Raw genomic sequence first — 19,311 nt, 5'->3', positions numbered from 1 at the left:
CCGCCCACCGGATCGCTTCCGCCCACCGGATCGCTTCCGCCCACCGGATCGCTTCCGCCCACCGGATCGCTTCCGCCATCCGGGTTGCTCGCGACTACGGTGGATGGAGCAGTACCAATCGTTTTGGAGCTACCCTCGCGCTCGCTATCGGGAGTGCCGACGGTCATCAAGCGCACGCCAAAGGTGCTCGAGGTAAAGTCACTCAAACTCAATCCAGCGCCGGAGATGGTAAAGGTGGTCGTTTGATAGTCATCTCCACCGGAAATTCCCTGCCGACCAATTTCTACTCCAGCGTTGAAGTTAATGCCAGTACCGTTGAGCTTAGCACTGTTGCCGATGCGTCCAGATTCGTTCGCGGTTCCCTCAATGGCAGTGATGGGGCCTCCAGAAACCGGGGAAATCGTGACTGCGCTGCCATTAGGAAGATTTAAGAAAACGCCGCGCAGGTCGCCGATCGCTCCGGTGGGGCCGGGGACCACATCAACCGTCGCTTGAATCGGGCCGCTAGGGTCGGTTTGCGACAGCTCTATTTGTACGGTGGGATAATCCGCCGCCTTATCGCCGTTGGTGGCGTCACTCAGGTCGAGAGTTAAAGTATCGGCGTTGGCTGGTGCGGCAATTAACGCGGTTGAGGCGAAGGCAAAACCAACGGTGGCGATCGCGGTTTTGGTCAAATTAGAAGTTAGAGCTTGTTTGTTAATCATCGATAGAACCTCCGAGTTCATAGCTTAGCAGCGCCCAAGAGAGAGAAAGTCTGAGGGTGTGACCTGCTTCTTTTGCTCATCTGTCTTATTATTGCCTTGTCTTTTTGCGTATGTCTAGAGGTTTAGGTCTTTCTTCATCAAAAAAATATAGAGTTTTCCTTTTTGTGAAGTGTTGATGAGCTGCGGGAAAATTCAGCAATATGGCTGATGACTTTTTTCCCACCTTGTAGAATTCCGTGAAAATCCCGAGGCCAAATCCATAGCCATTCACAAATCTTCAATTATTGGCAAGAATATTTTTTGGCGACAGAAATTTAAAAAACCTCTGTCATGCTATCGGTTTGGGAAAGCGCAAACGCTTGTCATGTAGGGGATACGCTCTTTCGGTAAGCTCAACAAATTTCCGTTTGTGTTCCTGCTGCGTTGGCGCAACTGCCGGCATTTTCTGTCTCTGGCGGTTCCACGGTTGTTAAGCAACTTAATGACAATTTCCCGGAACTGAAAGGACACCCTCTTCCCTAGCCGGCTAGGCTTTTTGGTCCAAAAAGGGTCTGGGTTTTTCCGAAAGTGGCACTGGAAAATGTCTCCTTGGGGCGCAGGTTAATGAATCCGATCGCCGGTTTTTCTATTGCTAATAAATTGGCCCCGGTTGTTTATCTACCTGTGGCTCGATTTTCTCTAGGCGATCGACACCCCCCGTGCGATCGCCTCGTCACGCCCTCTCCTCTATTGTGCAATCTTTGCCAAAATTGGGGTGGAGGGGCCATCCACCCTCGCCGGGGTTGCATTTCCCTGGATCCCTGGATAAAAAAAGTGGGGGTGCAATGTCACACCACCCACTGACATGCCAGACTATTGGCAATCGCCAATTCGCAATTTTCTCAATTTACCCCCCTAAAATGGCGTCAGGGATTCTCCTGCAGCTTTCCATCCGTTGACACTGGGGGGGAAACTCATTACGTTGTTGTAACCCAGCAGTTGCAAGACGGTCATCCCCATTGTGGACCGATGCCCGCTCGAACAATAAAGCACCACGGGTTTATCGGTGGGGATTTTCTCCAGATTATCGGCTAGCGATCGCAGGGGAATATTCACCGCATCCGGAAGATGACCCATCGTATATTCGGCAGGCGATCGCACGTCTACCAGCAGCATATCCGGATGATAACTCCTAAAGTCTTTAAACGCTTTCACCCCGAGCAAAGCATAATATCCCTTGGGTACATTTTCCAGAAACTTCTTGGCGGCGATCGCATCAAATGCCGGCTCCTCTTGTGCAGTAGACGCCTCCGCCACCAGGCTCTCTCTCCCGGCACTAATCCCCTCCGCAGCAGCCGTTTGCGGAGCTGAAAACACGCCCAAAACCGTCACGATAAAAAACAACAAACTGAGAATACTTGTGGCAATAATCTTGCGGATTTTCATGTTAATTTTACCTCCTTTTATCGTCTCATTTACTGTTAAAATAACTGAGTTAATCGAATCTTTGGGGTGAGGACAATCTATCGATTCCGATAGTGTGTTACCCCCCGCTTCTCTTTGGCGGGTTAATTTCACTCACCCCATTATTGTTTTCTACGCCTTCACCGCCAGATTTTCTTCCCAGAGGCGCGGCCCAGAGGCGCGCCGAATATCCCGCCAAATTTGCGTAGCGGCTAAGGCTCCATCCCCCACCGCCACCGCCACTTGATTTAATCCCACTTTTAAATCACCAATGGCAAAAATTCGCGGGTGAGAAGTACGCCCCATTTTGTCAGTGACGATATTTTGCCCTTTGAGTTCTAAATCGATGCCTTTTAGATAGGTGCTATGATAGTGCGACCCCATCGAAATCAATCCGGTTTCTAATTCCACTACCGTACCATCCACTAATTCCACGCCAGTCATGTGGTGATTTTCGCCGAGGAACTGTTTGATGGGGGTTTCTATCAGACGATAACCATGCGATCGCAGTTTTTCTCGCATTTCTCCACTCACCTCAAACAACCCATGCGTGAAAATAGTAATATACGGCGTAAACCAGCTTAAATTAAACACCATCTCCTCAATGCTGGCTTCGGAACCAGCAAAGAACCCACAGTGCTTGTCGGTCATTTCATAGCCATCGCAAACCATACAAACATGCAGGTTATATCCAGCATAGTCAAAGACATTTTTCATGTCTTCTAAGGGCACTAAATGGTCGATAATCCCACTGGCAGCAATTAAATATTTTGACCGAAACACGGGATAAATGCTATTTTGCCGACCGACTTTCACCCGCACGGCAAAGGTTTCTCCCTCATCGATGACTTCTTCCACATAACCGTTTAACATATCCCCATCCAGGGAACTGTAATGCTCTTTCCCTTGTTTGAGCAATACGCGCCCGGGAGTATCCGGCGGCAACCCTAAATAATTGTGCAGTTCTTGCATCCAAAATGACCGTGCTTTGCCTTTATCGATGATTAAACTCGAAAGCCGAAATCGTTGCAAATAGACGCCGGCAGATAGTCCCCCGGCTCCTCCGCCGACGATGATAGCATCATAAATGCGATCGCGGCGTTCTTCCAGATTTTTTTTCGTCAGTTGCATGGCTGCTTTTCTCCTTGACCTGAAAAATGAAACAATCGGTTAAGTAAAGGCACGGGATTTGCACCCCTATTGTCATCTATCTCGGCAAAAATTACCTAAAACTTCGATAATTAAAGCGGGAATTTAGACCGAATAGAGAGCAGTTTTAAGAGGTGCCGGGGATGAATTATCCCCGGCAGTGGCGAGCTGTATCCTGCGGGTGCAAAAACAAAATGAAGCGCTAACTCAACGGAAGGACTTACACTGAAGTCGCCGGGGTTGGTTCGTTGCCTTTGCGGGTTTCAAAGCCGAGTTTTTTCCATTCTACCATGCCGCCGGTGACGTTATAAACGCGCTTGAATCCCCATTTTGCCAGTTGTTTGGCGACTATCGGACTGCGATGAGCGGTGAAGCAAATAATCGCAATTTCTCGCTCTGGAGACAGGTTTTGAAACCACTCGGGCCACATCCATTGGCGCAACAGGGGAATGCTTCCCATCAGTACCCGAGGTAAGCTCAGGTTGAGGGCATTCGGTGCATGTCCGCTTTTATATTCCAAGTTGGAGCGCACGTCAATGAGTAGGGGGGGATTGCTGAAAGCGACAAATTCTTGTGGGGAAATATTGGTTACGGAATTGTCGAGTTGATTGCTCATGTTAATCTCTCCTGGTTATGCGATCGCTGTGTCTTTTCTGACTTGTCTTTTCTCAGTGGGTTGAGGAGGATGGGCATTGCCCACCCTAGGGTTAAAATGTCTCAAATTCTTATACCCACCACGGTTTTTGGCCGGTGCGCGGATCGATGTCGTTCCAAGGTGCGATCCAAATGCGATCGCCTTCTATGCTGATGCGAACTAATTTCAAAGGTCTATCCGCCGGACCGCGTTCCACGGATCCATCGGGAGCAAACCGGGAACCGTGACAGGGACATTGGAACTGTTCGTCCATTTCGTTCCACGGAAAGGTGCAACCAAGGTGAGTGCAGTTGTTCACAATGCCGCGATCGCCGAGGGTACCGTCTTCTTTCACGGTTAAATATGTCGGTTCCCCCGCTAAACCCGCCACTAAGGCGCGGGTCCCCACCGGTTCGGCCAAAATTTGACTGGCCCGAATCGGATTGCCGATTTTGTCTTTGGCTAAAATCGCACCGCCTTCGGTGGTTTCTGAGGGCGGGACAAAGTATTTGGACACCGGATAAATTGCAGCGCCTGCCGTCGTCGCTACCGCCGCACCGGTGAGAAAATTCAGCAGCTTGCGCCGCGACATCGAGGGACTATTCAATCTCAGTGTCTCGTCCATAAGTAAATCCTCCTAAGCAATTTTCAATCGAATTGCGTTCTATAATAGTTGTATCACTATTTAGTTATTTAGTCAAGGGTTAACGAAAATTTTTCTCGTTTATCCCCTAGGGGAGGATGAAGAATTAAGACTTGAGAATGGAGAGTTGAGAATTAAGCAATTTCTTGCGCTGTGCTGGTTTTCGGGTTTGCCAGGGTTCCCCGACCCTGGGGGAATTCTTGCAATCCCTCTACAATCTTATCTTGCGATCGAGGATTACAGATTGTCAATTTCGGATAACGAATCCCGGGAAAATCTTGACAGAAAAATGGTCAGGTGATTAAATAAGTATGTAGTGATAAAATGGAAATCGACCCCACCGAGGGAAAGCGGGTGCTTGGCTCTGTGGGAATCGCGGGCGATCGCCTACCATTAAGGGTGAGGCAACAAAACGGGAGGATGTAAAGACTGATGGCTCATATCGTTGTAATTGGTGCGGGGATAGGCGGATTACCCACCGCCTATGAATTGCGGCACCTGCTTCCCCGCGAGCATCGAATTACGCTGATTTCCAATCAGCCAAGGTTTACGTTTATTCCCTCCTTGCCTTGGGTAGGATTGGGGTTAATGTCACTCGATCGCATCCAACTCGAAGTCAGCAAACTGTTAAAAAATCGGGGCATTGCCTGGAGTGAAGGCAAAGTCACGCGACTCGATCCCGAAGGGCAAAAACTGTGGCTCGGAGAAGAACAAATCGAATACGACTATCTGGCGATCGCCACCGGCGCGGAACTCGCCTTAGACGAGACTCCCGGACTCGGACCGGAAAATGGCTGGACCCACTCAGTGTGCAATGCAAATCATGCCATACTCGCGCGCGAAGCCTGGGAGAAATTCTTAAAAAATCCCGGCCCACTGGTGGTGGGAGCTATGCCAAAAGTCAGTTGTATGGGACCAGCTTATGAATTTGCATTATTAGCCGATTATGTATTGCGAAAGCTAAAATTGCGCGATCGCGTTCCCATCACCTTCCTCACCCCAGAACCCTATCCCGGGCATCTGGGAATTGGTGGGATGGCAGACTCTTATGAATTAGTCACCCGGTTGTTAGCCAAACGGGAAATAGAAGTCATTGCTAATGCAGAAATTACAGAAATTGCTCCCGAAAAAATTGCCTTAGCCGATGGATCTTGCCTGCCTCATTCCTATGCTATGCTACTCCCGCCATTTCGAGGACCGCGTTTCGTCAGAGAACTGCCCGGATTTGCAGACAAAGATGGATTTATCCCCGTTTTGCCCACCTGTCAGCATCCCCGATTTTCCTCGATTTATGCAGCAGGCGTCGTGGTGCAACTCGCACCGCCAGAAGCCACCCCAGTGCCCGTGGGAGTCCCCAAAACCGGACAAATGACTGAGGCAATGGGAATGGCTGTGGCTCATAATATTGCCCTCAAATTAGGCGCGATTTCTGGCGCGACAATTACCCCGACTTTAGATGCAATTTGTATGGCGGATTTTGGCGATACGGGTCTTGTATTTATCGCCGATCCGGTGTTACCCGATCCAGTCACCAAACAACGCACCCGCGCCTTCGTCAAACAAGGTCGCTGGGTGTGCTGGGGTAAAGTTGCTTTCGAGCAATATTTTCTCGCTAAAATGCGCTTCGGATTAGCTATTCCCTGGTTCGAGCGTTTTGGACTGAAATTGTTAGGACTTTCTCTCGTTGAAGCTACAGGAGACTCGACACCGATCGCAGGAGTTACTCAATGGAAATGAATTTAAAGCCAGAGGAATTTGAATCTTTGGCAGAACGGTTTAAAATTCTCGGAGAACCCACCCGGTTGCGGATTTTGTCGGCAATTTGCGGTTCCGAACGCAACGTGCAGGAAATCTGCGATCGCACCGGGTTGCAGCAAGCCAATGTTTCCAAACACCTCCGCTTGCTCAAAAATGCTAAAATTGTGGCTTGTCGCCGGGTTGGAGTATGCCGCTACTATCGGGTTATCGATCCGGATTTGTTAAACCTGTGCGTACACACGCGCAAGCTGATGCAGCAGCAAGAAACTATGGTGCGATCGACGGTATAATCGGGGATGCATAGGCTCTCAGTTCTCAAACATGCCAGGTGCCTACCATTGTTTTCAACCCGCAAGCGTTTTGGATTCCCATAACTGAGAGTCGGTTTGGGTACCGCCAAATCAGACATCCCCCATTTTCCCGCGAACAGACAACCATTCCCCCATCACCTTTCCCCTAGCTCATTGTGTCGATCAATCCATCGCTTGATGGAAATACAAAGCTATAGTTAAAAAGGAGACCCCAACTATGAGAAAGTATCCAGGGTTTAAAACGGTTTCTCGCCTGCTACTCGCAGCGATCGCCACGATTTGGCTGTTTACCTTACATCCCCAGCCGGCGATCGCGCTTCCTGACCCCGCCCAACTCGCAAAAGCGGTGCGAGAAATCGAATACCTCGATGGAATGCGCGCCGGTTTAGCCTCCACCCTGGAAGATAACACCGAAGAACCCACCCTGCAAACCATGAAAGAAGTGTGCAAACCGGTGGGCATGAAAGCCAAAAAACTAGCAGAAGAAAACAACTGGCAAGTGAAACAAATTGCCAAAAAATATCGCAATCCGGCCCATAAACCGGAAAACGTCCAGGTGCAAATGGCACTAACCAAACTGGATCTCGATCCGGAATTGATGGGATTTTGGGAACGAACCACCGTTAACGGCGAACCCGGAACCCATTACTATCGCCGCATTAACGTGGAAGCCAGTTGTCTCGCCTGTCACGGCGCGAAAGACGATCGCCCCCAATTTGTGAAAGAAAACTATCCCCAAGATTTGGCCTATGATTTTGAAGTCGGAGACTTGCGCGGGATGTATTCCGTGTTTATTCCCGATGAAATTCAGCAAGGCGTAAAAGAAGCGATCGCCAATTAGAAATTCCCCCTATTGTGGGGAAAATTGCTGTAATTTTGGTAAAAAAACGCGGCAATTTTCCCTACTTTTTTTGATGAATTAATTGCCCAAATCAAGGGATTGCCTCGTTGAAAAAATTGGTAAAAAAAAGCATGAGGAGGTCAGAGAATGAGTTGGAGAATCGGACAAATTGTTTCCTTGCTTTTAATTTTGGGTGCGGTGATGTTGTTGCTGGTTATCGATATCGGCAGTTTTTCCACGGAAATTAGCTATAATCCCGCGTTCCAAATTTCCGAAAGCAATGGGCGATCGCAGCTTGCAATTCCCAACCCTGATAGTTTGTCTTGGGCGGACATTGAAGACTGGTTGAACCGTGCGATCGGCGATTAAACATCTCCCGAAAATCCCTGCTTCGCCCCTAACTCGCTTTCCCCTGGGAACGAGTCTAATTAAATCCGTTCCCTACTACCCTTTTTCCACAGGACTCACGCACCGAAATCACGGGTAGGGTGGGCAACTCGTTGCCCACCCTACCGCTCGCTTTTCCCCTGGAAAAGTCTAATGTAACCCGTTCCGTAACTTGACAAAAAAGCGCCAAAATGATAAACAGAATTTGCCGAAAACTTTCTAAATTTGGCGGATTGGACGCCGGCATTCTCTGGCTGGTGATTCATTTCAGCAGTTTTCCCGCCCTGGCGGCGGACATTGAACCCGGAAAACACCTCTCGGAAGCGCGATCGCCATTAACTGCGATCGCCTCCGTCACAGAAAACCCCGATAACATACAGCAAACAATGGTTAATTCTTTTCAACAGCACCCGCGCCGATTCGGTTGCGGGGGTTCCGGACATCGCAAGCGGTACGGACAAGGCAAATTTGGAGGATGTGGGCGAGGGTCTTTCACTGCACAGAAAGCCAACCCCAGGGCCAGCAAAACCCTGGATGCGGAAACTCATCAAGCGCTCATCGAAGCCATCAACGATGAATATAAAGCCCGTGCCTTTTACGAAGCAATTCTCAACAAATTCGGGCCGATTCGACCCTTTAGCAATATCATTCATTCCGAAGCCAGACATGCGGAAATGTTGAAGCGCCTGTTTGTCAAATATGGCTTACCCATCCCGGAAGATACCTTTACCGGCAATATGGAAGCGCCCGAAAGCTTGTTCGCCGCTTGTCAAGCTGGTATCCAAGGGGAACTGGATAATATGGAAATGTACGATCGCTTTTTTTCCGTCGTCCGCGAACCGGATATCCTAGACGCATTTTCCCGGTTGCAAAGTGCTTCGCAACAACGGCATTTGCCCGCGTTTCAACGTTGCGCTCGTCGCTACAGCCAGTCGCAATAATTTTGTCCGGTGCAGAGGGATTGCGCCCGCTTGCTCTCGCTCTCGCGATGGATTTTGGTCTCGTTTTTATTTTGAGACTGCAAAATGTAAAGTTATGTTAAACCTCTCCCGCGAAGCTGACAGACGGTTTCCGGGAGAGGCTTGCTTTATTTTTCATGCAATTTCATCATAAAACAACCAAAAGGCAAAAATTTTTATTGCTTTTACTATGCATGGTAATTGTTGGCGAATTTTACAGAGTATTCATTGCTCCATAAGGGTTTTAGCTATGCTGTCATATTTTAATTACTTGCAATTTTAAAATAAAATAATCCGGTTCGACCCTCGGGAATTTCTCACCCCGCATATTTGCTCATTGACAATATAACTAGATAGTCATAGACTAGAATTAAATCGATCTAGAACCCAGCAGAGGTAGATATGAAACCCAATCAATTCTCCACCAAAATCATCAACAGCGCTTTAGTGGGACTGTCTGTCAGCGCGATCGCAGCGATCGCCCCTGCAGTGCGGGCAGTAGAATTCCCGGATGGAACCGTCGCCTTCGATCGCCCTCCGGAATTTGTCGAAGTGGATGTCAACCACAACTGCGTCAGCATGCCGGCGGATTATTTCTTCACCTTGCAGGTGCCAGAAAATGGAGGCGAACCGGTGCAACGCCTGACCATCTCACAAGAAGAAGGACTCGAGGAGATAGACTTCAACGTAGAAGTCACCGCCGCCTGTGAAAGCGAACGCAAGGGAGAACCAATTGCGATCGCAGATGTAACCCGCGATCCAAATGGGCGCAATGTGTCGATCGCCTTTGAACGTCCCATCCAACCGGGCGAAACCGCGATCGTGCGCCTCCATACCAATCGCAACCCCCAAACCGACGGCATTTACTTATTTGGCGTTACCGCATTTCCTGAAGGCGATCGGGTTCGCGGTCAGTTTTTAGGATTCAAGCGCCTACAATTAACCGCTGACTGATGAGTTTGAAACTCAACAACCAGCTAAGCATTAAATTTCACGATCGGAGGGTGGGGATAGCTCACCCTCCGAGTTATCGATCGCCATAAAAGTTAGCCGGACGATTCTCGCGATCGCACAGAAAACACAGGGCGATCGCGACTCAAACATTCATCGAGAGTGACAACAGAAAATAGAGTGGCATTGGATGGAACCGCCATTACGGGATACCACCAGGAAACCCCCTGCCCTCCTCATCTCCGAGCCGGGATTTTCCCTGGGGTAAAAAGCGGTTTCAGCGCACGGTTTCGCGCAGAGCTTCCGCATCAATCGGTTTAATTAAATAAAGCCGCAACAAGTCGCCAACAATAGCTAAGTTGAGGGGAAGTTTGCGGAAGAACTTCACCAGTTTAGGTGCCTTGCTTTTTTCGATTTCGGCGATTTTTAAATTGCGATTGCTGCAGCGACTCATGCGCGCGAAAAACTCCGGATGCTCCACATCGAGAACCACCGGAAATGCCCGGGCGGCGGTGTTGTTCGTCTGGCGAGTCACTTCCTTATCGAACTCCGTGGGGTCTAATCCCAAAGAGATGTAAAAATCTGCCCGTTCGTGAACCGTGAGGGTATGAGTGGCAAATACGGTTAGTAAAAAGAAACGCGCCCACAACCGAGATTTCCAGTTATTCCACATTTTCGGTTGCGATCGCAACAGGGCCTTAAAAATATCCCCGTGACGGTTTTCATCCTGACACCAGCTCTCGAAGAACCGGAAAAGCGGATAAAACTGATTTTCCGGATGGGATTCTAAATGACGAAAAATCGTAATATAGCGCCAGTAGCCAATTTTTTCCGACAGATAAACTGCATAAATCACCCACTCGGGCTTAAAAAAGGTGTAATGACGGGCTTTCGTGATATAGCCTAAATCTAAAGTGGTGGTAAAATCGCTCATCGCCTTATTTAGAAATCCCGCGTGACGGGCTTCATCGCGCGCCATCAGACTGAAGATTTCTGCCAACAGGGGATTGGCGTTTTTCACTTTCCGAGAGATTTCCTTAAACAGGAGAAACCCGGAAAACTCTGACATGCAGGACCGTTCTAAAAATTCCACAAAGGCGCTGCGGGTTTGTTCGTCAATCTCATCCCAGGACCGTTCAAACTCCTCATCGCGCACGAAGTGGTGGCGGTTGTAGTCATTCCGCATTTCTTCGAGCATGGCTTTGAGTTCGGTTTCCTGAGACGAGATATCCATGCGAGAGATCGCCTCAAAATCCGTGGTGTAAAACCGAGGCGTCAGAACGGTTTCCTCCGTCGCCACCGCTTCAGAGTGGGATTTGCGATCGCCCAGGGTTGGTTTGGATGCTGTGTTTACCATGATTGGCTCTCCATGACTGTATGACCAGATTATTCTATAACGATACATCCGCATTTGGCGAAATATTAAGTTTTGAAAAGTTTTTGGGCGGGGCGTTAACGTTTGACATCCATACAGCTATATAATCATTTAAGCTTTCAGGGAGAGCGGTAGATCCCGCCCCGCATCTCCCTGCGCGCCATCCGCCACCCCCACCGGGGGACTTGGATGCGGATAGCGAGTCCCAGTGCGGGTTCGAGACATCGCCAATGAATAGCAATTTAGCCATCAAACTTCGCGAAGCCACTAAAAAACCCCATACCTCATCGGAAAATGCGGGTTTTATCAAGTGTTTTCTCAAAGGAGCGATCGACAAAAAGTCCGTGGAAAAATTAACCACGAGTCTCTATTTCGTTTATAGTGCTTTAGAGTCAGAAATGCAACGCCATCAAGACCATCCGGTGGTGAGTGCGGTATATTTTCCCGAAATTCAACGCCGACCCAATTTAGAAGAAGACTTGAGCTTTTTCTACGGGGAAGATTGGCGCGGACGCATTTCTCCTTCTCCCGCTTGTCAGCAGTTTATCGCCCGCCTGCGCGAAATTTCTGCCAGCGCCCCGGAATTATTAATTGCTCATGCTTACACCCGCTACATGGGGGATATGTCCGGGGGTCAAAACTTTAAAAAAGTGGCGAGAACCGCCCTAAACCTTCCGGGAGACAAAGGAACCGCATTTTACGAGTTCCGCAAACTCCCAAATCTCGATGAGTTTAAGGGGAAATACCGCCAACGGTTAAACGAACTAGACATCGACGAAGAAATGGCCGATCGCATCGCCGCTGAAGCCGAAAAATCCTTTACCCTCAGTCGCGCTTTATTCAAAGAACTCGAACCGGGTTTGATTGAAGCGATCGGTCAAGAAGAATTCGACCGTCACGCCGGTATTCGCCGTCCGGGTAGCACGGAATTGGTCAGCAGTCAATAGGGTGGTAAACCATTTATCGTGGATTGCGAGCGATTTACAGCCAGTCGATTGGCAACTCGCGACTGGGCAAAACCTAGTCGCGACCCCTCAGCCTTGGGGCTGGGTTTAGGCAGCGATCGCCATTTTTATCCTTTTGAATTCAATCCTTGGAGAACTATCAAACTCATGCATGTATTTAACCCCGACGTCAAATTTGATTCTCAACTGATCTCGAAATACGACAAACCCACCCCTCGCTACACCAGCTACCCCCCCGCCACAGAATTAAGCACGGATTTTAACCACACCGAGTTTCACAATGCGATCGCTTTGGGGAATCAAAACCAAACCCCCTTGTCGCTTTACTTTCACGTGCCCTTTTGCGAAAGCGCCTGCTATTTTTGCGGCTGTAACGTAATTATTACCCAGAAAAAGGAATTAGTGGTCGAGCCTTATTTGGATTATCTGTATCGCAATATCGAACAGGTAGCCTCGTTAATCGATCGCGATCGCAAAGTGGTTCAGCTACACTGGGGCGGCGGGACGCCGAATTACTTAATGCCCCATCAAGCCGAAACTTTGTGGACCGAAATCAATCGTCATTTTACCTTTGACGAAAATGCGGAAATTTCCCTAGAAATTAACCCCCGGTATGTAGACCGCAATTATATCTTCCACTTGCGGAATCTCGGATTCAATCGCATCAGTTTTGGCATCCAAGACTTTCACCCGCAAGTACAAGAAGCAGTGAACCGGGTACAACCGGAAAAAATGCTGTTTCAAGTGATGGAATGGATTCGCGAAGCCGGGTTTGAGAGCGTGAATGTGGACTTAATTTACGGACTTCCGTTCCAAAACCTGCAAACCTTTACCGATACGGTGGAAAAAACCCTGCAACTGAGTCCGGATCGGATTGCGGTGTTTAATTTTGCCTATTTGCCTGCGCTCAAACCAGTGCAGAAAAATATTTCTCCCGATGCACTTCCGGGGGCGGCGGAAAAACTCGATATTTTGCAAATGACCATCGAGAAGCTCACCGGAAATGGGTATCAGTTTATTGGCATGGATCACTTTGCCAAAGACAATGACGAACTGGCGATCGCGCAACGGGAACAAACCCTGCACCGGAATTTTCAAGGCTATACCACTAAAGCCGGGTCTTCGGATTTATTCGGCTTTGGTCTGACCTCGATTAGCATGTTGGATAGCCTGTACGTGCAGAATCACAAGGGGTTGAAAGACTATTATCGAGCCATTGACCAGGGGAATCTGCCGATTGCCAAAGGTGTAGTGGTCTCCGCTGAGGATCGGATTCGCCGGGAGGTTATTATGGAGCTGATGTGTCATTTTACCCTGGATAAAACTGCGATCGCGCAAAAATATAACCTCGACTTCGATAAGTATTTTGACCGAGAAAAATACGAACTAGAATTGCTCGAAGCCGATGGACTGGTGCGCCTCTACCCGGATGAAATCGAGGTGACACCCACCGGGCGGTTGTTGATTCGCAACATTGCTTCCATTTTTGATGGGCGAACTCGCGACAAGATTATAAAGAAATTATCAAAATCAATTTGACCCTTGATTTCAGTTGATAAAATTGAAAGAAACCTCAAGGGAGGAAGCAGATGACTCACACAACCAACACCCCGCCCGAATTAGCTCAGATTCCACCCGGGTATCTCAATATCATGGGATATGTGGACGAGTCAGAAGTGAATGGCCCAGGAAAGCGCGCCGTGGTGTGGGTACAAGGGTGTTTGCGAGAATGTTCCGGATGTTTCAACCCCGAGTCTTGGTCGTTTGAACCCAATCAGTTGATTTCGGTAGACGAACTCGCCGAGAAAATTCTCAGCAATGAAAATAACCAAGGTGTTACCTTTTCTGGGGGGGAACCCTTTTGGCAAGCCCCCGCATTGGTGCAACTGGCGAAGAAGTTAAAAGCTGCCGGTTTTAACGTGATGTCTTTTACCGGATTTACCCTGGGAGAATTGCAAGGGGAAAATGCACCGCCTGCGGCGGGGGAATTGTTAGAACAGCTTGACATCTTGATTGACGGACCCTATGTGGAGTCGTTGGCGATTAATTCTCCCGAGTCCCCCGTCTCCTCTCGCAATCAGCAAGTTCGGGTCTTCAATCCCGCGTTGAGAGATAAAATTTCCTGGGCGAGCGATCAGATGGAGATTCACGTGCTTAAAGATGGGTCTCGGATCGTCACCGGGTTTCGCGGACATATGGATTTGGCGGAAGGGTAAGGTTTTTTCGGGAATCTAAATCGGTCGCAAGGTTAGCGGTTGCTACTTTGCGGCTTTTTTTTGCCCGATCGCACCGATCCTTGACTCCCGCCCCATCCGTCGCCAGCCCATCCATTATTGCGCCCGGCGCGCCACCGTTTGACGGCGAATCGGCCCTGTGTTATGTCAGGGCGGGTTTATTTACGCGATCGCCTCGGGTTCAATTATGATAAAACTTGGGACACACCCCTGTCTCCTTTGTGGAGCAACCCCCTGATTGATGTGGATTGGTTTTCACGCGATCGAATCTCTCGATCCGAGAACAACGGCCAATTGCTGTAATATCGGTTACAAATTCCGATGTTAAATTCAGGATTTTTGTATATCTTTTCGGCTGTTTTTACAGAGATTTATGTGATTTATTGTTGTTATTTTTCAAGATTTATTGCTTTTAGAAACCAACTCGTTCGTGGTTTTTTGGACAATTTTAACGCCCAGAAGCCGAGGATGTAGAGTTGAGAGCCAAAAGTGCTTAATGTTTAGAGAGACGAGAGGGTGGCGATGGTGTCCGTTTGCTGACTTGCTGCAAGACTTTCGGTGCGGAAAGCATCGGAGGGTGTGGGGGGCGGGAAGGGAGGCGATCGCCACGCCAGAGATTATTTAAGATTAAACGAAGTGTCGTAATTGACCTCCTCCATGACTCAGATTCTAGTGATTGATGATGACCCTACCGTTCGAGTGGTGCTAACCAGAGCCTTGCAGAAGCAGGGATATCAGGTAACGGTTGCCAGTAATGGCGAAGAAGGGATGAAACAGGCGTATCGACAGTTACCCGCCCTAATCGTTTGCGATTGGATGATGCCGCTCGTGGATGGGCTGGAAGTTTGCCGTCAGATCAAAGCTCATCGAGAGTTGTCCATCACCTTTTTCATTTTACTGACGGCCCGGGGGGCGACCGAGGATCGGGTAATGGGGTTAGACACCGGTGCGGATGAATTTCTCTCGAAACCCATCGAGATTAACGAATTAAAAGCCAGAGTGCGAGCGGGGCTGAGGATCCACCAGCTCAATCAGGACTTGCGAAGTTCAAAGCGAAAATTAGAAGCGGAATTAGCCGAGGCGGCGGATTACGTGCGATCGCTGCTACCGCTTCCCATGAACGAACCGGTGGCGATTTCCAGTCGATTTATTCCCTCACGCCAACTCGGGGGAGATTGCTTTGACTATTACTGGTTAGATCGCGATCGCCTGGTGATTTACTTGCTCGACGTTGCCGGTCATGGTTTAGCCGCCACCTTGCCTTCGGTTTCGGTATTAAACTTACTGCGATCGCGCTCCTTGGGGGGAGTAGATTTCGCCCAACCCAACGAAGTGTTAACCGCATTAAACGAACACTTCCAAATGGACCTCCAGCAAGACAAATATTTTACCATCTGGTACGGCGTTTATCATCAAGGGCAAAGGGAACTCACCTATGCCAGTGCGGGTCATCCTCCCGCCTTATTATTTTCTGGGGAATCCAACAGCGAGCCAAACGTGCAACACCTTCGAACCAAAGGCTTACCCATTGGCATGTTTCCCAAAACCCAATATCATCAAAACTCTTGTAAAATAGAAGCATCCAGCACCTTGTACGTCTTTAGCGATGGCGTTTACGAAATCAATCAGCCTGACGGTACCCTATGGGGTCTGGATGCCTTCGCCAATCTGCTCGCTCACTATCGAGCCAAACACGAACACCGCATCGATTTAGCAAAATTGTTAGCTCGCCTACAGAGTTTAAACCCGGACAAAAACTTCGACGATGACCTGTCATTACTCGAAATTAATTTTACCCCATAAGGGATTCCGGGATGCAATGTTGGCTGAAAAAACTAACTGGCGTCAACGACTTTCTGTTTGAATGTTTCTTCGTCGGGGTAAACTTTAAACACCCGATCCATGCTCGTTAGTTCAAACAACATTCTGACTTGATCGTTAATCGAGCAAATCGACATTTTCGCCCCAGCGGTGCGGACCATTTTCAGTGCGGAGACTAACCCGCCCAACCCCGAACTATCAATAAACGTCACATCCTGGAGATTGACTAAGATAATCTCGGGGTTGTTGTCCAGGCATTCCCGGACGGTTTTGCGGAATTTCTGCGCTTGAGTACCATCTAAAATCCCGGTGGGGCGCACGATTTCAAACTTAGGGTCAGAACTCATAGGGATGTTGCACAGTCAGCGTAAGGTTTGCATTCGAGAACGTTACTGATGTGGATAAATAATAGCAATCCGAGACAAGGGAAAGTCAAGCAGTTTCCGGAATGGGGGAATGGGTGAGGGGAAAAGCGAAGACTGGCGTCAGTCGATATTTCCCGTTCCCCATTTCCTTAGCGGTGGAAAATATTAGGTTCTCTTCGGTTTAAAGGTAGAAGCAACATGCAACTCCTTCAACTGGAGATTATCCACCGTAGCTGGAGCGCCGGTCAACAAACAGCGTGCCTGCTGCGTCTTCGGAAAGGCGATCGTATCGCGAATCGAATCTTCCTCAGCGAGCAACATGACAAAGCGATCTAAACCGTAAGCAATGCCACCGTGAGGCGGAGTGCCGTACTCAAATGCTTCGAGCAAAAAACCAAATTTGCTGTAAGCATCCTCGATGGATAATCCGATCGCCTCAAATACTTTTTCCTGAATTTCGCGCTGATAAATCCGCAGACTGCCCCCGGCGATTTCCAACCCATTGTAAACCAGATCGTAGGCTTGAGCGCGAGCGGATTCGATCTGGTCTACATCCTCCGGTTTGGGTGCGGTAAACGGGTGATGCAGTGCTTCTAAGCGCTGTTCGTCGGGATTCCATTCAAACATGGGAAAATCCGTCACCCACAGCAGATTAATTTTGCTTTCATCGATCGCCCCCAACTGACGGGCGACGGTTTGCCGCAGGCGATCGAGGGTTTTATTCACCGTTGCCGTATCTCCGGCCCCAAACAGCAGCAAATGACCCGGTTGTGCATCGCAGCGGCGGAGCAATTCTTCTGTTTGTTCGGCGGATAAATTATCTTTAATTGCGCCAATTGTATCGATTTTTCCGCCGTCTTTCACCCGGATGAATGCGATGCCTTTTGCACCGGCATCAGTCGCTTCTTTAAACAGGTCGCCACCGGGTTTAATTCGCACGTTAGAAATCGCCTCATTGCCGCCGGGAATGGGCAGAACTTTCACGATTCCGCCAGCGGCGACTGCACCGGAGAAGACTTTAAAGCCACAGTCTTTGACGATATCGGAGACATTCACCAGTTCCATGCCGTAGCGAGTATCCGGGCGATCGGTACCGTAGCGCTCTACCGCTTCAGCGTAGGTGAGGCGCGGGAAGGGGCGGGGCAACTCGATATTTTTGAGGGTTTTGAACAGATGGCAAACCAATGCTTCATTGAGCTCGATGATTTCCGCTTGGGACATGAAGCTCATTTCCATATCCAGTTGGGTAAATTCCGGCTGGCGATCGGCGCGCAGGTCTTCATCGCGGAAGCAGCGGGCGATTTGGTAGTAGCGATCGCACCCCGACACCATCAATAACTGCTTAAACAGTTGCGGCGACTGAGGGAGGGCGAACCATTCCCCGGGGTTAACCCGGGAGGGAACCAAATAATCCCGCGCCCCTTCCGGGGTCGATCGCGTCAGGATCGGGGTTTCCACTTCCAGGAAGTCGTACTCATCTTCCAGGAAACGGCGGATGGCTTTAATTATTTTGTGGCGCAGTTGCAGGTTGCGCGACATCCGCGATCGCCGCAAATCCAGATAGCGATATTTCAGGCGCAACTCTTCGCGCACCGATTCCGGTTCGGCGGTGGAGACTTGGAAGGGTAACGGTTTGTAGACCGGATTGAGCAACTCGAGGCGATCGGCGTAGATTTCGATGTCGCCGGTGGGAAGTTTGGGATTGAGAGACTCGGGCGGACGTTGCGTTACCCGTCCCGTGATTTGGACCACGTATTCGTTTCGCATGGTCTCCGCATCTGCATAGGAGTCCGGGGTGCGTTGCGGATCCGAAACGATTTGCACGATACCGGTGCGATCGCGCAAGTCCAAGAAAATCACGCCACCATGATCCCGGCGGCGGTCTACCCATCCACACAGGGTGACAGTTTCTCCAATATTCTCGCTTCGGAGGAAGCCGCAATAATAGGTTCGCATGGTGGTCGATTGCAATTTTTGGCTGAGTGGATTGACAAATGAACGGCTGGGAATATTGTCTCGCACCAGGGAGGTGCGTTTCCCAGGAAACTTTTAAAATTTAGCACGAATGCTCTTCGAGCAGTGCAAAAAATCCGATAGATTTCGCCAAAAATTTCAGGGGCGACCCTGGGGTCGCCCCTGACTCAGAGGCTCAATTAGCGCTCTCATCGGGGAAGTGTGTTATTTGGAAGAATCGAACAAGGAGTCCCATGCCTGTTTCGCGGATTCCGAGAGGCGATCGCCTAAATCGCTAATTTCCTTGACGATGTTGTCCCAATTTTGCCTTGCATCCATCTCCATCAGCTTGAAGGTGTAGGCAATCCGCTCGGGATCCATAATCCGCTCTTGTTCCACCGCTGCCTTCGCTTGCTCAACCGCGTTGAGATAGGCATCGGTGGTGAATTGGCTAGCTCCTTGGATTTCGGTTTGCGCTCGCCGTTTGACAGCCTCAAACAAAGCCATCGTTTCTTGTTTGATTTGTTCGGTTTCGTTCGGCATCTCGCGGTCGATCAGCTCTTTGGTTTCCGGGCTGACTTCCACGAGGGCGCGTTCTTTTGGTACATTCGCTTCATCAGTCATTCTGATTTCTCCATTTCTTGTGATTTATCGAGGATGGATAACCTGTAGGTTATCCGTTTTTCGGGCATCACCCACCCATCACTTTACCCGGTCTTCCCTTCGGGAATTGTTGTTCTAGCTGTGACGTACTCCCGACGCCGACCGCTTAGGCGGTACGGCGCGGGCTTCTGCGCCCAGACCTTTGAGATCTGGGT

General features: G+C 49.5%; 19 protein-coding genes and 1 pseudogene. 11 read left to right on the top strand and 9 right to left on the bottom strand.

The window, feature by feature from the left end:
• The 5 genes and pseudogenes from LKK83_RS28770 to petC all read right to left on the bottom strand — a co-directional run.
• Positions 1–704 (bottom strand): annotated as a pseudogene (locus LKK83_RS28770) (hypothetical protein); the annotation flags it as partial.
• Positions 705–1,598: 894 nt separating this feature from the next.
• Positions 1,599–2,129, bottom strand: a complete 531-nt coding sequence (locus tag LKK83_RS28765; RefSeq protein WP_324634896.1) for a rhodanese-like domain-containing protein — start codon at positions 2,127–2,129, stop codon at positions 1,599–1,601.
• 150 nt (positions 2,130–2,279) lie between these two features.
• Complete coding sequence (locus LKK83_RS28760; protein WP_324634895.1) at positions 2,280–3,278, bottom strand: NAD(P)/FAD-dependent oxidoreductase; 999 nt, start codon at positions 3,276–3,278, stop codon at positions 2,280–2,282.
• A gap of 238 nt (positions 3,279–3,516) precedes the next feature.
• Complete coding sequence (locus tag LKK83_RS28755; protein WP_324634894.1) at positions 3,517–3,912, bottom strand: rhodanese-like domain-containing protein; 396 nt, start codon at positions 3,910–3,912, stop codon at positions 3,517–3,519.
• A 109-nt stretch (positions 3,913–4,021) separates the two neighbouring features.
• Positions 4,022–4,555, bottom strand: a complete 534-nt coding sequence (gene petC, locus LKK83_RS28750) for a cytochrome b6-f complex iron-sulfur subunit (protein ID WP_324634893.1) — start codon at positions 4,553–4,555, stop codon at positions 4,022–4,024.
• 450 nt (positions 4,556–5,005) lie between these two features.
• Between petC and LKK83_RS28745 the strand changes: the two genes are divergently transcribed.
• The 6 genes from LKK83_RS28745 to LKK83_RS28720 all read left to right on the top strand — a co-directional run bounded on the left by LKK83_RS28745 (position 5,006) and on the right by LKK83_RS28720 (position 9,783).
• Positions 5,006–6,310 (top strand): NAD(P)/FAD-dependent oxidoreductase, encoded by a 1,305-nt coding sequence (locus tag LKK83_RS28745; RefSeq protein WP_324634892.1) that lies wholly within the window; start codon positions 5,006–5,008, stop codon positions 6,308–6,310.
• Positions 6,301–6,621: an ArsR/SmtB family transcription factor gene (locus tag LKK83_RS28740; RefSeq protein WP_324634891.1), complete on the top strand. Its 321-nt coding sequence runs from the start codon at positions 6,301–6,303 to the stop codon at positions 6,619–6,621. Before LKK83_RS28745 ends, LKK83_RS28740 begins: the two co-directional genes overlap by 10 nt.
• Positions 6,622–6,859: 238 nt before the next feature.
• The gene (locus tag LKK83_RS28735) at positions 6,860–7,483 is read left to right on the top strand and encodes a Tll0287-like domain-containing protein (protein ID WP_324634890.1); all 624 of its coding nucleotides are present in this window, start codon (positions 6,860–6,862) and stop codon (positions 7,481–7,483) included.
• A gap of 147 nt (positions 7,484–7,630) precedes the next feature.
• Positions 7,631–7,852, top strand: a complete 222-nt coding sequence (locus tag LKK83_RS28730; RefSeq protein WP_324634889.1) for a hypothetical protein — start codon at positions 7,631–7,633, stop codon at positions 7,850–7,852.
• A 209-nt stretch (positions 7,853–8,061) separates the two neighbouring features.
• Positions 8,062–8,811, top strand: coding sequence for a ferritin-like domain-containing protein (locus LKK83_RS28725; RefSeq protein WP_324634888.1), 750 nt, complete (start codon positions 8,062–8,064; stop codon positions 8,809–8,811).
• A 420-nt stretch (positions 8,812–9,231) separates the two neighbouring features.
• Positions 9,232–9,783 (top strand): DUF2808 domain-containing protein, encoded by a 552-nt coding sequence (locus tag LKK83_RS28720; RefSeq protein ID WP_324634887.1) that lies wholly within the window; start codon positions 9,232–9,234, stop codon positions 9,781–9,783.
• Between the two features lie 274 nt (positions 9,784–10,057).
• On the opposite strand, the gene acsF is transcribed toward LKK83_RS28720, so the two are convergent.
• Positions 10,058–11,137 (bottom strand): magnesium-protoporphyrin IX monomethyl ester (oxidative) cyclase, encoded by a 1,080-nt coding sequence (gene acsF, locus LKK83_RS28715; protein ID WP_324634886.1) that lies wholly within the window; start codon positions 11,135–11,137, stop codon positions 10,058–10,060.
• 248 nt (positions 11,138–11,385) lie between these two features.
• Here acsF and LKK83_RS28710 point away from each other — a divergent pair, with 248 nt between their 5' ends.
• The 5 genes from LKK83_RS28710 to LKK83_RS28690 all read left to right on the top strand — a co-directional run bounded on the left by LKK83_RS28710 (position 11,386) and on the right by LKK83_RS28690 (position 16,157).
• Entirely contained in the window at positions 11,386–12,102 is a 717-nt protein-coding gene (locus tag LKK83_RS28710) for a biliverdin-producing heme oxygenase (protein WP_324634885.1), read from the top strand.
• Positions 12,103–12,120: 18 nt separating this feature from the next.
• Positions 12,121–13,659, top strand: coding sequence for an oxygen-independent coproporphyrinogen III oxidase (hemN, locus tag LKK83_RS28705; RefSeq protein WP_442957383.1), 1,539 nt, complete (start codon positions 12,121–12,123; stop codon positions 13,657–13,659).
• A 50-nt stretch (positions 13,660–13,709) separates the two neighbouring features.
• Complete coding sequence (locus LKK83_RS28700; protein ID WP_324634884.1) at positions 13,710–14,336, top strand: 4Fe-4S single cluster domain-containing protein; 627 nt, start codon at positions 13,710–13,712, stop codon at positions 14,334–14,336.
• Positions 14,337–14,850: 514 nt separating this feature from the next.
• Positions 14,851–14,979, top strand: a complete 129-nt coding sequence (locus LKK83_RS28695) for a hypothetical protein (protein WP_324634883.1) — start codon at positions 14,851–14,853, stop codon at positions 14,977–14,979.
• A 32-nt stretch (positions 14,980–15,011) separates the two neighbouring features.
• Positions 15,012–16,157 (top strand): PP2C family protein-serine/threonine phosphatase, encoded by a 1,146-nt coding sequence (locus LKK83_RS28690; RefSeq protein WP_324634882.1) that lies wholly within the window; start codon positions 15,012–15,014, stop codon positions 16,155–16,157.
• Between the two features lie 32 nt (positions 16,158–16,189).
• Here the strand turns inward: LKK83_RS28690 and LKK83_RS28685 are convergent, their stop codons facing one another.
• The 3 genes from LKK83_RS28685 to LKK83_RS28675 form a co-directional block, all read right to left on the bottom strand.
• Positions 16,190–16,522 carry an STAS domain-containing protein gene (locus LKK83_RS28685; protein ID WP_324634881.1) on the bottom strand — a complete coding sequence of 111 codons (333 nt, stop codon included), beginning with the start codon at positions 16,520–16,522 and terminating at the stop codon, positions 16,190–16,192.
• A gap of 183 nt (positions 16,523–16,705) precedes the next feature.
• On the bottom strand, positions 16,706–18,496 hold the full coding sequence (aspS, locus tag LKK83_RS28680; protein WP_324634880.1) for an aspartate--tRNA ligase: 1,791 nt from the start codon (positions 18,494–18,496) through the stop codon (positions 16,706–16,708).
• Positions 18,497–18,718: 222 nt separating this feature from the next.
• The gene (locus tag LKK83_RS28675; protein WP_324634879.1) at positions 18,719–19,117 is read right to left on the bottom strand and encodes a hypothetical protein; all 399 of its coding nucleotides are present in this window, start codon (positions 19,115–19,117) and stop codon (positions 18,719–18,721) included.
• Positions 19,118–19,311: the final 194 nt, after the last annotated feature.

The organism is Phormidium sp. CCY1219, from assembly GCF_035615515.1.
Classification (GTDB): domain Bacteria; phylum Cyanobacteriota; class Cyanobacteriia; order Cyanobacteriales; family Laspinemataceae; genus CCY1219.
The sequence above is the reverse complement of the archived record's forward strand: the minus strand, read 5'-3'. Positions and strand labels throughout refer to the sequence as shown.